Below are 12,999 nucleotides of genomic sequence, written 5' to 3'. Positions count from 1 at the left end.
ACCCAACGGCACGCCCTTTAGATCAGAATGATTCGAGACTTAGCCCTTCATCGAATCCCAGAAGCCTTTGACCGACTTAAAGAAGCTCTTGCTCTCGGGATTATTGTCTTCTGACAGCGCTTCAAACTCTTTGAGCAGCTCTTTTTGCTTGCTCGTCAAGTTGACGGGAGTCTCGACAGCCAGCTCAATGAACATATCGCCCGAACCGCCGCCGCGCAGTGCAGGCATGCCCTTGGCGCGCAGACGCATCTGCCGACCAGACTGAGAGCCTGAAGGGATTTTGACACGCGAGCGGCCCCCATCAATTGTGGGCACTTCAATATCACCGCCAAGCGCGGCGGCTGCCATGCTCACGGGAACGCGACAGAAGAGATTGACCCCTTCCCGCTCGAATATTTTATGTGCTTCGACTTCTATGAAAATATAGAGGTCGCCCGTTGGTCCGCCACGCATCCCAGCTTCGCCTTCGCCTGCAAGGCGAATGCGCGTACCTGTCTCAACACCTGCGGGGATATTGACAGCAAGAGAGCGGTCTTTCTCGACACGGCCTTGGCCATGACATTTTCCACAAGGGTTCTTGATGGTCTGACCGAGGCCTGAGCAGGTCGGGCACGTACGCTCGACCGTGAAGAAACCCTGCTGGGCACGAACCTTACCCATGCCTGAACAGGTCGGGCACGTTGTTGGCTCGGCGCCGCCTTCGGCACCTGTTCCGCTGCAGCCATCGCAAGCGACAGATGTTGGCACATTGATGGTTTTTTGTAAGCCAGAGAACGCATCTTCAAGGGAGACGCGCAGATTGTATCGCAAGTCTGCACCGCGCGCGGCGCGCTGACGCCCCCCGCCGCGCTGACCACCCATGAAGTCTCCAAAGAGATCATCAAACACATCAGAGAATGCAGAAGAGAAGTCACCTTGCTGGCCGCCGTATCCGCCGCCCTGACGCCCGCCGCCCATGCCGCCTTCAAAGGCTGCATGACCATAACGGTCGTAGGCTGCCTTTTTGTCGGCGTCCTTCAAGACTTCGTAAGCCTCGCCCGCTTCTTTGAACTGAGCTTCCAAGTCTGGATCATCGGTGTTGCGGTCGGGATGAAGCTCTTTCGCTTTGGTACGATAGGCTTTTTTAATTTCATCCGCCGAGGCACCTTTTGAGATGCCCAGCACTTCATAATAATCGCGTTTAGCCATGGGTCATTACCCTTTCTGGAAACGGCGAAGGCCGACCCGGCGCGCGGACCGGCCCTTACCAAGCTTCCTAAGGCGCTTAGCTGCGCTTTTCGTCGCCAAGATCTTCGAAGTCAGCATCGACGATATCATCGTCAATTCCGCCCTCGTCGGCAGCGTTAGGCATATCATCGCCCGCCTCTGCCTGTGCCTTGTAGATCGCTTCGCCCAGCTTCATGGCTGACTCTGTGACGTTCTGGATACCAGCCTTAAGCTTGTCTGCAGTGATGTCCTCTTTTTCGAGATCATCGCGCAGAGCAGCAATGGACAGTTCGATAACTTCGACTGTGGTTGGATCAACCTTGTCGGAGTGCTCTTCCACTGACTTTTCTGTCGAGTGGATAAGGCTCTCGGCTTGGTTGCGCGCTTCCACAAGCTCGCGACGGTCCTTATCGGCTTCGGCGTTCTCTTCTGCGTCCTTCACCATTTTCTCAATGTCGGCGTCTGAGAGGCCGCCTGAGGCTTGAATGGTGATTTTCTGCTCTTTGCCTGTGCCTTTATCAGCCGCGCCAACCGAAACGATACCGTTGGCGTCGATGTCAAATGTAACTTCGATCTGCGGCAGGCCACGGGGAGCTGGCGGAATGTTCTCAAGGTTGAACTGACCGAGCATCTTGTTGTCAGATGCCATTTCACGCTCGCCTTGGAAAACACGAATTGTCACTGCATTTTGGTTATCTTCTGCTGTTGAGAAGATTTGCGACTTCTTCGTCGGGATCGTTGTGTTGCGGTCGATCAGACGGGTGAAGACACCACCGAGCGTTTCAATGCCGAGCGAGAGAGGCGTTACGTCAAGCAAAACAACGTCTTTGACGTCGCCCTGAAGAACGCCCGCCTGAATGGCCGCGCCCATGGCAACAACTTCATCAGGATTCACGCCTTTGTGGGGCTCTTTACCGAAGAATTTTGTTACTTCTTCGATGACCTTTGGCATACGCGTCATACCACCAACGAGAACGACTTCGTCGATATCGCTTGTGGAGAGGCCCGCATCTTTAAGCGCTGCGGCACAAGGCTTCAGCGAGTTTTTGATCAGGTCAGAGACGAGGCTTTCAAGTTTCGCACGCGTCAGCTTCATAACCATGTGCAACGGCGAGCCGTCTTTGCCCATAGAGATAAAGGGCTGGTTGATCTCGGTTTGTGACGAGCTGGACAGTTCGATCTTGGCTTTCTCAGCGGCTTCTTTGAGACGCTGGAGGGCCATTTTGTCTTTGGTCAGGTCAACACCGTTTTCCTTTTGGAACTGGTCCGCAAGGTAAGCAACGATGCGCATGTCAAAGTCTTCACCGCCGAGGAATGTGTCGCCGTTGGTGGACTTAACTTCAAAGAGGCCATCGTCGATTTCGAGGATGGTCACGTCAAATGTACCGCCGCCGAGGTCATAAACCGCGATGGTTTGGGTTTCTTTTTTGTCGAGGCCATAGGCCAGCGCAGCCGCTGTTGGCTCGTTGATGATGCGCAGGACTTCGAGACCAGCGATTTTGCCGGCGTCTTTTGTCGCTTGGCGCTGAGCATCGTTGAAGTAAGCGGGAACGGTGATAACCGCCTGCTTCACTTCTTCGCCAAGATAGCTCTCAGCCGTTTCTTTCATTTTGCCAAGGATGAAGGCAGAAATCTGGCTGGGCGAATACTTCTCGCCGCGCGCTTCGATCCACGCGTCGCCATTGCCGCCATTCACAACATTGAAGGGCATGTGCTTTTTGTCTTTTGCGAGGTCCGCGTCATCAAATCGGCGGCCGATGAGACGCTTGACACCAAAGACGGTGTTTTCTGGGTTGGTCACAGCTTGGCGCTTTGCGGACTGGCCGACGAGGCGCTCGTCTTCTGTGAAAGCAACGATCGACGGCGTTGTGCGCGCGCCTTCGGAGTTTTCGATCACGCGGGCAGCAGAGCCGTCCATGATGGCGATACATGAGTTTGTTGTGCCGAGGTCAATACCAATGACTTTTGACATTTTTCGATCCCTTCTACGTTAAGGCGATGTTGCGAGGTCAGACCCGTTACGGCATCTGCCCCCGATATGTTAGTTTGAACAGGGGGATCCTGATCAAACGCTTCGGAGGGTATATAAGGAGCACAAAATGCCCCTGCAAGCGCCGAGACGGTGAAGAATCAGCAAATTTAGGAGCTTTTAGCCCAGAAAGATGGAAGCGTGGTAAATCTGGCTCATAAGATCGACCTGAATGGGGCTTTATTTTATAGCGAAGCGCTTACTCGAAGCGCTCAGGAAAGCTTGCTCGACGATATCCGACAAATTGCGCGCGCGGCGCCGCTCTATGCGCCAGAAACACCGCGAGGGCAAAAAATGAGCGTCCGGATGACTGCCGCGGGTAAGTTTGGATGGATCACTGACAGGCGGGGCTACCGCTATGAAGGGCGTCATCCGCGCGGAACGGCTTGGCCCGACATTCCCGAGAGCCTGCTGACAATCTGGAAGGCCATCGCACCAGACGCGCGGACGCCCGAATGTGCGCTGATCAATTTTTACGGCGAGGGAGCGCGCATGGGCCTTCATCAGGACAAGGATGAAGCAGACTTTGGCCAGCCAGTTGTCTCTGTTAGCCTTGGGGACGAGGGACTGTTTCGTATTGGTGGTGTTGAACGGGGCGGCAAGACAACATCACAATGGTTACGCTCTGGAGATGTCCTTTTGCTCAGCGGCGCAGCGCGGCTCGCGCATCATGGTGTTGACAAGATCCGCTTCGGCTCAAGTACACTTTTGCCTGGTGGCGGGCGGATCAATGTGACGATGCGGGTTGTACGCTAGCGACGTGCGCTCCAAGAGATACTGGCGTGGCGGCGGGTATAGAACTCACCCATGAGGCCAACCATGATCAGGACAAGCCCGATCACAAAAGCGTACTCCCAATGCGTGTAGCGCGGATTGTAATTGATGAAAGCAAAACCGCGCGACTGATCAATGATGTGAAAGAGCGGGTTCCAGTCAAACATCGCGAGCATGTAGCCGGGCAGCGTATTGGCAACAAACATCTTGCCCGAGGCAATCATATTGGCGCGTTGGTAAATCAGTGTGAAGGCCGCGACGAAACCCGGAAACCACGGCTTAATCGCGAGAAGTACCATCCCGACGGCGCAGCCTGTGAACCATGCAAGCAGCAGCATGCCCATTGCCGCGATGGGGCGATCAATCGTGAAAGATTGAACCGCCATGTAATAGCCAAAGAGAATAACGAATGCCGAAAGGATCTGCAGATAGAGTGACGACAGCGCAGAGGAGGCAATCGAAACGATCGTGTTCATCGGGGCATGAAGCATCATAGGCGAGGACGGACCCGCAGAGCCAGAGACTGCCCCAACGGCCTTAACATGGGTCATGTAAAGGAAGATGCCTGTCATGATGTAAACGAGAAAGTCGCCACGCAAGGCTGCACCGCGCAATCCAAGAAGCGAGAACATGACGTAAAACGCCAGTACCATAATCGCCATTTGCATAAGGTTTGTCACAAGCGACATAATCGCGTTGCCGTGCGAAGAGCGAATGGAATGAACCACCGAATGGTAGATCAACTCAAAGATAATGAGGGCCGATGTGATCGTCGACCTACGCCGCCTTACCTGAAACATCTACTCGCTACCCTGACTTACGCGGTTTGTTTTACGCGCCAATTCTTGCCGAACCGTTACACACATACCATAAAGGGCCTGAGCGGCCTAAGCAACAAAACCGTGATCTGAGGCATAAAGAGTGAAGGACTGAAGCAAATGGACTACGAAAAGCTGACCCACGTGATGCGCGAGCTTGCGCTTGTTGCGGGTGACAAGATTATGGAAATCTATGGTCGTGACGACTTTGAGGTAAAGTCAAAGTCTGATGACAGCCCAGTCACAGAGGCTGACGAAGCCGCAGATGCTATTATCTCAGCGGGTCTGCGCGCTGCTTTTCCTGATGTGCTTTTGATCACTGAAGAACAGGCGGCAACACACGACATGCAGGCTGACACCTTTCTAATTGTTGATCCCCTGGACGGAACCAAGGAATTTGTACATCGCCGAGGCGATTTTACTGTGAATATCGCTTATGTAGAAAATGGTGTGCCGACCCGTGGAGTTGTTTATGCACCCGCAAAAGAGCGGATGTTTTATACGCTTGCGGACGGCAGCGCTGTTGAAGAAGACGGGCCGTTTGAAAAGACACATGCGGGCACCACACGGGCGATCCGCGTGGCCGAGAGCGACAATTCGGCCCTTATGGTTGTTGCGTCAAAGTCGCATCGCGATCAGGCAACGGACGACTACATCAACAAATACGCCGTTCAGGACAGCAAGAGCGCGGGCTCAAGCCTGAAGTTCTGTCTTGTGGCGACGGGCGAGGCCGACATTTACCCGCGCGTTGGCCGAACGATGGAGTGGGATACTGCGGCAGGCCACGCTGTGCTTCATGGTGCCGGCGGCAAAGTCGTTGTTTTTGCGACACATGACCCACTTGTCTACGGTAAGGAAGGGTATGCGAACCCGTTTTTCATAGCATACTCGCCTGCTGTAGAGCTGAAAACTCCCTGATATGTCAGCGCCTTCCGTCAGCGTTGTGATTGTAAGCCACGGTCGGCCCGAGAGCCTTTTGTGGTGTCTTTCGGCGCTGGCGGGCGTAGCATATCAGCCCTTTGAGATTGTTGTTGTCGCCGATCTGGCCGCCTGTGCTTATGTCGGCGAAAGCCCCTACGCAGGGCGCATCAAGCTTGTGGCCTTTGAAGAGCCTAATATTGCCGCCGCACGCAACAAAGGCGTGGCCGAGGCAGCAGGCGCGATCATTGCGTTTATTGATGATGATGCAGCGGCTGAACCGTTATGGCTGCATCATCTGGTGTCAGGATTTAAACTGCCTGAAGTGATCTGCACGGGCGGGTATGTGCGTGGGCGCAACGGCATTTCGTTTCAATGGACTGCTCGGCAAGTGGACGGCGCTGGGCGGACGGAGACGCTTGCCGCCGAAAACAGCAATTCGTTTATCCCCCAAACAAAGGCTGGTTTTGCTGTGAAGACCGAGGGCACGAACATGGCTGTGCGGCGTGATGTTCTTGTAGCGCTCGGTGGGTTTGATGAAGGGTTCCACTTTTATCTGGATGAAACCGATCTCAACTTGCGGATAGGGGGTACGCACCACAAGACCGCGCTATGCCCCAGCGCTGAAGTCCACCACGCCTACAAGGCCAGCACACGACGCAAGGCCGACAGGACGGTAACAGACTTGTTTGATGTAGGAGCAAGCACTGTACTCTTGCTTCGTAAGAACGGACATCCGCTTGAACCACGCTGTTCTGAGATGGTTGAGGAACAGGCAGAACGGCTGGCTGACCAAGTGAGCCGCGACCTTATGAGCGAGAGCGAAGCGGCGGGCGTTATGCAGAGCCTTGAGGCCGGATTTGAGGCAGGAGCCGTACGCGCTTTTGGGCAATATCCGGATACGTTACATCATCCGTCTGATTTCAAGCCTTTTTTGCCAGATCGCAGTGGCGGCGTGACTGTAGCTGGACGCTTTTGGCAAGGCAAAAAGCTTCGTAAGAAAGCCGCACAACTTGCAGCACAGGGGGCGAATGTCTCGCTCTATCTCTTCTCCTGGAACACCCGTTTTCACCATGTTCGCTATGATGTGGCAGGCTATTGGGAGCAAAGCGGCGGGCTATTTGGCAGGGCGACACGCGATGAGCCACTGTTTCAACTCAACCGACTACGATCCCGTGTCAGGCGTGAACAGGAGCGTGTCAGGCTGGCTCGCGGCTGAACTTTAAATGTTAACAAATTCGCCACATTATGGAAAAAATGGGCTTATTATTTCTTTTTTAAAAACCAAGCTATACATCTTGTCATGTTTTTGTGTCATGGTTCGGCCTAATGGCGCGCACCAAAAGACGCGCAGTATATTGAAGAGTTGGGGCCATGAAGAAAAAAATTACAAAAGCTATTTTTCCTGTAGCGGGACTGGGGACGCGTTTTCTCCCTGCTACAAAGTCTGTTCCCAAGGAAATTATGACCTTGGTGGACCGACCGCTTATCCAATATGCAATTGACGAAGCGCGCGCCGCTGGGATCAAAGAATTTATCTTTGTCACCTCGCGAGGCAAAGGCGCGCTTGAAGATTATTTCGATGAAGCCCCACAGCTTGAGCAAACGCTGCGCAAAAAGGGCAAAGACGAACTTCTCGAAATTTTGCAATCCACAAACATGGAAAGTGGTGCGATCGCCTATATCCGCCAGCACAAGGCACTTGGTCTTGGTCATGCGGTATGGTGTGCGCGCCGACTTATCTCTAACGAACCTTTTGCTGTAATCCTACCAGACGATGTTATCGCGGCAGAAAAGCCTTGCTTGCAGCAAATGGTAGAAGCTTATGAAGAGAACCCCGGGTGTATGGTCGCGGCAATGGAAGTGCCTCAGTCGCAAACAAGCGCTTACGGTATTCTGGATGTAGCCGAAGATATGGGCGCACGTGTGAGTGTGAAAGGCATGGTTGAAAAGCCTGACGTCGATAAGGCTCCATCAAATCTTGCTGTGATTGGCCGCTATATCCTGACTCCAGATGTTCTGAGAAATCTCAACAAAAAGAAATCGGGCGCGGGCGGAGAAATCCAACTGACCGACGGGATCGCCGACGAAATCCAAGAAGGTCGCCCCGTCTATGGCTACCGTTTTCAGGGTCAGCGGTTTGACTGCGGGTCTAAATCAGGCTTTCTTCAGGCGACCGTGTCTTTTGGGCTCGACCGCCCAGAGCTGCGCGACGATTTGATGGGATACCTGCAGCACGTGGTGAACGACACCCGAAAAGCGGCAGAATAACAGCCGAGGTGAACTTTGGATAACGTACTTGTCACAGGTGGCGCGGGCTATATTGGCTCGCACGCCTGCAAAGCTTTGAGGGCGGCTGGCTTCAACCCAGTTACATTTGACAGCCTTGTTACAGGCTGGGAAGACGCTGTGAAGTTTGGTCCGTTTGAGCGCGGTGATCTCTTGGATCGTGCACGGCTTGATGAAGTGTTTGCCGCCTACCGGCCTGTGGCAGTGATGCATTTTGCAGCGCTGAGCCAAGTGGGCGAGAGCATGCAAATTCCAGGGAAATACTGGCTCAACAACGCTGGAGGCTCTCTTAACCTGATCGAGGCCGCAGCAGCAGCGGGCTGTAAGCGGTTTGTCTTTAGCTCAACTTGTGCCACATACGGCGACCAAGACAATGTTGTCCTCAATGAGCAGAGCGCGCAGCTACCCATCAACGCCTATGGCGCTAGCAAGCGCGCGATTGAGGATATGTTGAGCGACTTTGGCGCCAGTGACGGGATCGAGAGTGTTATTTTTCGCTACTTTAATGTGGCAGGGGCGGACCCAGAGGGCGACGTGGGCGAGTACCACCAACCTGAGACCCACCTTATCCCGCTGATCCTTGATGCAATTGACGGGAAGCGCGCGGCGCTGACGATCTTTGGGACAGATTACGACACGCCAGACGGAACCTGCATACGCGACTATGTGCATGTCTGCGATCTGGTCGATGCACATGTTTTGGGCCTGAAGTGGCTTGCCGAGGGCAAAGGAAGCCGCGTGTTCAATCTCGGCACTGGCGCAGGGTTTTCCGTGCGTGAGGTTATGGATCGCGCAGCTGAAGTCACCGGGAAGCCTGTGCCTTGCACCGAAGGGCCGCGACGCGCGGGGGACTGCACCAAGCTTGTTTCTGGATCAAAGCGTGCTGAAGAAGAACTTGGCTGGCGCCCCCAGCGCTCGAACCTCGAAGAAATGGTGGCTGATGCGTGGATGTGGCATCAGAGCGGGCATTATGAAAAGTGAGCGCCCCTCGGCACGACTTTTGGACCTGTCGCGACTTCTCAGCCGCGCAGGAAGGGTCTTAACGGGCGTTGACAGAGTAGAGCGCGCTTACCTCGACGCGCTGATCACTAGCAATGTCCCTGCTTTCGGGCTGATCCGCACGCCACTCGGCTTTTTGCTATTGGATGAAAGCGGGATGCAAAAACTCGCTGCCAAGATTGACGGTGATATATCTTGGGGTCCTGCGAGCCGCTTGGCCAAAATCTTTTCCAAATTACCGCCAGAGCTTCAGCGTGCTTTGACAGATGCCCGAAAGCTTGCTGTTGCGCGATGCACACGACGCGGCTTGGGACGGATGCTCAAGCGACATTTGCCTGACAGAACGGCCTATTTCAACACAGGCCATAGCAACCTAACCGACTATGTAACGATGGGCGTAAAAGCACTGCGCGGTGGCAAAATTGTCGTGTTTGTGCATGACACAATTCCACTGGATCTCCCACATTTTCAGCGTGATGGATCAGTGGAACGCTTCAAGCTTTTCTTGGGGCGTGTTTCCGCAAAAGCGGACCTTGTGATCTATAATTCGCGCGCCACACAAACGGCGACGGAATTGCAATTGGCCAAGATCGGGCGTGTGCCACAAGGCATGGTTGCGCATCTTGGGGTGGATATGGCGGAGCCAGACAAAACTGCACTTCCAAAAGGACTGCCGTTTGAGGAGCCTTATTTTCTTTGTGTTGGCACGATTGAACCACGCAAAAACCATCTCCTGTTGATCGATGTCTGGGAACAGATGGAAAAACAGGTTCCACCCCAAGATATGCCACAACTTCTGATCTGTGGGCAGAGAGGCTGGAAGAACGACGAATGTTTCTTCCGCCTAGAGAATTCACGGCTCAAGGGACGGTTTATCCACGAACTTTCTGGACTGAGCGACGGGGCAATTTCTGCCTTGCTCGATGAGGCTGCTGGAATTGTCTTCCCCAGCCTTGCGGAAGGCTATGGGCTTCCTGTTTTGGAAGCAGCGGCGCGGGGTGTTCCTGTAATTTGCACCGAGCTGCCTGTTTATAAGGAGCTTCTTGGGGATATTCCCGTTTACGCAAGTGTGAATGACAGCTATCTTTGGGTCAGAAGAGTATTGTCGTTGGCTGAGAGCAGGCGGACAGGACAAAGGCCTAAAAAAGAAGCCTTCACCCCGCCGACATGGGATGCGCATTTCAACCTCGTCTTAAGTGAGACGTGAGAGAGTGACACCCAGTTACGTTTTTAACCAGTGAGGTGAGGTAGCAGTTGGGCTTGGTCCAGTCATATCGCTTAAGGTTGCAACGCCGACGTTGGCGTATTCGCGCGTTTCGTAAACGCCGCGAGCTTAGAGCGATGTCAGACCGAAGCGCGCAAGTGAAGCAGGATGATATTCTCTGTTTCACCACCATGCGCAACGAGAAGATCCGGCTGCCTTATTTTCTCAAATATTATCGCGACCAAGGCGTTGATCACTTCTTCATTGTCGACAATGACAGCGGCGATGGCTCGCTGGAATATTTGATGGAGCAGCCTGATGTTTCTGTCTGGCACACCGACAAAAGTTATAAACGCTCTCGCTTTGGCGTAGATTGGCTTAACTGGCTCCAAATGAAACATGCGCATGGGCATTGGGCGCTTGTTGTCGATCCAGATGAGTTTCTGGTTTATCCATTCTGTGACACACGGCCCATCCGAGCGCTGACCGATTGGCTTGATGCGAGCTCAATTAAGAGCTTTAGCGCCATGCTTCTGGATATGTATCCGAAGGGGCGCATCGATGCGCAGCCTTACCGAGAGGGGCAAAATCCACTTGAGATCACCAGCTGGTTTGACGCTGGGAACTACATGATCAACAAGAACAAGAAGTTCGGCAACCTATGGATACAAGGCGGCCCACGCGCGCGGACGTTCTTCAAGGACAAGCCAGAGAAAGCCCCAGCGCTCAACAAAATCCCTCTGGTGAAGTGGGATCGCAAATATACCTATGTCAGCTCGACCCATATGTTGCTGCCACGCGGTTTGAACCTCGTTTATGACGAATGGGGCGGGGAGAAAGCCAGTGGCGTGCTGCTGCACACAAAATTCCTCGACACCTTCACTCAGAAGGCCGCCGAAGAGCTTGAACGGCGGCAGCATTACTCCGCAAGCGTAGAATACCGCGCCTATGCCGAAAGCCTCAAGGACAACCCAGACCTTTGGTGCAAGTGGAGCGAAAAATACATCAACTGGCGACAGCTTGAAATTCTTGGCCTGATGTCAAAAGGGAACTGGGCATGAGCGGCGTTGGCATCATCATGCTGGTGCACACGGCCTTTGAGCGGGCTGAACAGGTTGCACGGCATTGGAACGCCGCGGGCTGCCCTGTTGTCATTCACGTAGATGAAGCCGTTTCCCGCAAGGCCTTCGCCACCTTTAAGACAAAACTGTCAGACCTGCAGGATATACGATTTTCCAACCGTCATCGCTGTGAGTGGGGCACATGGGGTATTGTCGCAGCGACTCAAGAAGCGAGCGAGCAGATGCTGGAGAACTTTCCAGATGTCCGCCACGTTTATCTTGCTAGCGGCTCCTGTCTTCCCTTGCGCCCTGTGGAAGAGCTGATTGACTATCTGGCTGAGCGGCCCAACACAGACTTCATCGAAAGTGCAACAACTGCCGATGTCCCTTGGACAGTCGGTGGGCTTGACGAAGAACGCTTTACCCTGCGGTTTCCCTTCAGCTGGAAACGCCACCGCATTTTGTTTGATGGTTATGTCAAACTTCAGCGACGGCTCAGGTTTAGCCGCAAGATGCCCAACGGGATCACCCCACATATGGGGAGCCAGTGGTGGTGTCTGACACGCCAGACGCTTTCAAGCATTCTGGAAGACCCAGACCGCAAGTTATATGATCGCTATTTTAAGCGAGTTTGGATCCCTGATGAGAGCTATTTTCAGACATTGGCCCGTCAACGTAGCCAAAAGATCGAAAGCCGCTCTTTAACACTTTCGAAGTTTGATTTTCAGGGCAAACCACATATTTTTTACGACGATCACTTGCAGCTTTTACGCCGCTCCGATTGCTTTGTTGCGCGCAAGATCTGGCCCCATGCGAACCGCTTGTACGAGGTGTTCCTGTCTGTAAAAGACAGCCCCGCGAACCGCACAGAACCAAACCCTGGCAAAATTGACCGCATTTTTGCCAAAGCAGTCGACCGTCGAACACGCGGGCGACCCGGCCTCTACATGCACAGCCGCTTCCCCAATCATGGCTGGGAAAATGGAACGACTTCAGGGCAGTATTCTGTACTTCAAGGCTTTTCAGATTTGTTTGAAGAGTTTGAGCCCTGGTTTGGCAAGGCAACGGGTGCAAAAGTACACGGGCATCTTTTTGCACCGGACAAGGCGCATTATTCGGGCGAACAAGGCGTCGTTAATGGTGCGTTGAGCGATAGCGCAGAGGTACGTGACTACAATCCGCGCGCTTTCCTCACCAGTCTGATATGGAACACGCGCGGAGAACGACAGTGCTTCCAGTTTGGACCTGCAGATAACCAAGACCTAACATGGCTTATGGCGGCTGATCCAAACGCCCAGATATCTGTGATCAGTGGCGCTTGGGCTGTGCCCCTATTTCGCTCAAACAAAAATTTTAGCGAGCTGCGCACCGAAGCGGCCGAGCTGCAGAAAATCGAAAGCGAATTTTTGGATGTGTTGCGTTCGCCTCATTCCAAGGCGCGGATACGGATCTGGACCATGGCAGACTTCATCGAAAACCCGATGGAGCATTTGCAAACCGTAATCGACGAGATCGGCTTTAAATCACTTCGGCGTTTGGCAGAGGCGCCGAAAATGAACGATCTGACGGGATTTGGACAATTTTTGCAGAACCTGAAGAACCAAGGCATGCACCCCTATCTGATGGGAGATTTCCCTGTTGTCGGGAATCCTGTCGGCGTGCAGCAGCCCACCCCGAAACCTTATTTGGTAAAAAAGTAGC

11 protein-coding genes are annotated in these 12,999 nt (G+C 53.6%); 8 read left to right on the top strand and 3 right to left on the bottom strand.

Translation table 11 applies throughout. The annotated features are described in order from the left end of the window. Positions 1-39: 39 nt before the first annotated feature. Both dnaJ and dnaK read right to left on the bottom strand, forming a co-directional pair. On the bottom strand, positions 40-1,188 hold the full coding sequence (dnaJ, locus tag DSM117340_RS15575) for a molecular chaperone DnaJ (RefSeq protein ID WP_089893812.1): 1,149 nt from the start codon (positions 1,186-1,188) through the stop codon (positions 40-42). A 76-nt stretch (positions 1,189-1,264) separates the two neighbouring features. Beyond that, a complete protein-coding gene (gene dnaK, locus DSM117340_RS15570; RefSeq protein WP_089893810.1) occupies positions 1,265-3,178 on the bottom strand; it encodes a molecular chaperone DnaK in 1,914 nt (637 codons plus the stop codon). Positions 3,179-3,385: 207 nt separating this feature from the next. Here dnaK and DSM117340_RS15565 point away from each other — a divergent pair, with 207 nt between their 5' ends. Then, positions 3,386-3,991 carry an alpha-ketoglutarate-dependent dioxygenase AlkB gene (locus tag DSM117340_RS15565; protein WP_089894113.1) on the top strand — a complete coding sequence of 202 codons (606 nt, stop codon included), beginning with the start codon at positions 3,386-3,388 and terminating at the stop codon, positions 3,989-3,991. Here the strand turns inward: DSM117340_RS15565 and DSM117340_RS15560 are convergent. Further along, entirely contained in the window at positions 3,988-4,809 is an 822-nt protein-coding gene (locus tag DSM117340_RS15560; protein ID WP_089893805.1) for an ABC transporter permease, read from the bottom strand. The two genes, DSM117340_RS15565 and DSM117340_RS15560, sit on opposite strands and share 4 nt — an antisense overlap. A gap of 138 nt (positions 4,810-4,947) precedes the next feature. Between DSM117340_RS15560 and cysQ the strand changes: the two genes are divergently transcribed. The 7 genes from cysQ to DSM117340_RS15525 all read left to right on the top strand — a co-directional run bounded on the left by cysQ (position 4,948) and on the right by DSM117340_RS15525 (position 12,998). Next, entirely contained in the window at positions 4,948-5,745 is a 798-nt protein-coding gene (gene cysQ / locus DSM117340_RS15555) for a 3'(2'),5'-bisphosphate nucleotidase CysQ (RefSeq protein ID WP_089893802.1), read from the top strand. A 1-nt stretch (position 5,746) separates the two neighbouring features. Beyond that, positions 5,747-6,964, top strand: coding sequence for a glycosyltransferase family 2 protein (locus DSM117340_RS15550; protein WP_354689808.1), 1,218 nt, complete (start codon positions 5,747-5,749; stop codon positions 6,962-6,964). A gap of 155 nt (positions 6,965-7,119) precedes the next feature. Next, a complete protein-coding gene (gene galU / locus DSM117340_RS15545; RefSeq protein ID WP_089893797.1) occupies positions 7,120-8,016 on the top strand; it encodes a UTP--glucose-1-phosphate uridylyltransferase GalU in 897 nt (298 codons plus the stop codon). A 15-nt stretch (positions 8,017-8,031) separates the two neighbouring features. Continuing rightward, a complete protein-coding gene (galE, locus tag DSM117340_RS15540; protein WP_089893794.1) occupies positions 8,032-9,015 on the top strand; it encodes a UDP-glucose 4-epimerase GalE in 984 nt (327 codons plus the stop codon). Further along, positions 9,005-10,240: a glycosyltransferase family 1 protein gene (locus DSM117340_RS15535; RefSeq protein ID WP_245724470.1), complete on the top strand. Its 1,236-nt coding sequence runs from the start codon at positions 9,005-9,007 to the stop codon at positions 10,238-10,240. Before galE ends, DSM117340_RS15535 begins: the two co-directional genes overlap by 11 nt. 47 nt (positions 10,241-10,287) lie before the next feature. Beyond that, positions 10,288-11,298 (top strand): glycosyltransferase family 2 protein, encoded by a 1,011-nt coding sequence (locus tag DSM117340_RS15530; protein ID WP_089893789.1) that lies wholly within the window; start codon positions 10,288-10,290, stop codon positions 11,296-11,298. Further along, positions 11,295-12,998 carry a beta-1,6-N-acetylglucosaminyltransferase gene (locus tag DSM117340_RS15525; protein ID WP_245724469.1) on the top strand — a complete coding sequence of 568 codons (1,704 nt, stop codon included), beginning with the start codon at positions 11,295-11,297 and terminating at the stop codon, positions 12,996-12,998. Before DSM117340_RS15530 ends, DSM117340_RS15525 begins: the two co-directional genes overlap by 4 nt. Position 12,999: the final 1 nt, after the last annotated feature.

Origin of the sequence: Lentibacter algarum (assembly GCF_040580765.1) — a bacterium.
Classification (GTDB): domain Bacteria; phylum Pseudomonadota; class Alphaproteobacteria; order Rhodobacterales; family Rhodobacteraceae; genus Lentibacter; species Lentibacter algarum.
The sequence above is the reverse complement of the archived record's forward strand: the minus strand, read 5'-3'. Positions and strand labels throughout refer to the sequence as shown.

Excerpts from the sequence above, each read along its gene's own strand:
- dnaJ (WP_089893812.1), bottom strand. The coding sequence starts at position 1,188 with ATGGCTAAACGCGATTATTATGAAGTGCTGGGCATCTCAAAAGGTGCC.
- dnaK (WP_089893810.1), bottom strand. The coding sequence starts at position 3,178 with ATGTCAAAAGTCATTGGTATTGACCTCGGCACAACAAACTCATGTATC.
- DSM117340_RS15560 (WP_089893805.1), bottom strand. The coding sequence starts at position 4,809 with ATGTTTCAGGTAAGGCGGCGTAGGTCGACGATCACATCGGCCCTCATT.
- cysQ (WP_089893802.1), top strand. The coding sequence starts at position 4,948 with ATGGACTACGAAAAGCTGACCCACGTGATGCGCGAGCTTGCGCTTGTT.
- DSM117340_RS15550 (WP_354689808.1), top strand. The coding sequence starts at position 5,747 with ATGTCAGCGCCTTCCGTCAGCGTTGTGATTGTAAGCCACGGTCGGCCC.
- galU (WP_089893797.1), top strand. The coding sequence starts at position 7,120 with ATGAAGAAAAAAATTACAAAAGCTATTTTTCCTGTAGCGGGACTGGGG.
- DSM117340_RS15535 (WP_245724470.1), top strand. The coding sequence starts at position 9,005 with ATGAAAAGTGAGCGCCCCTCGGCACGACTTTTGGACCTGTCGCGACTT.
- DSM117340_RS15525 (WP_245724469.1), top strand. The coding sequence starts at position 11,295 with ATGAGCGGCGTTGGCATCATCATGCTGGTGCACACGGCCTTTGAGCGG.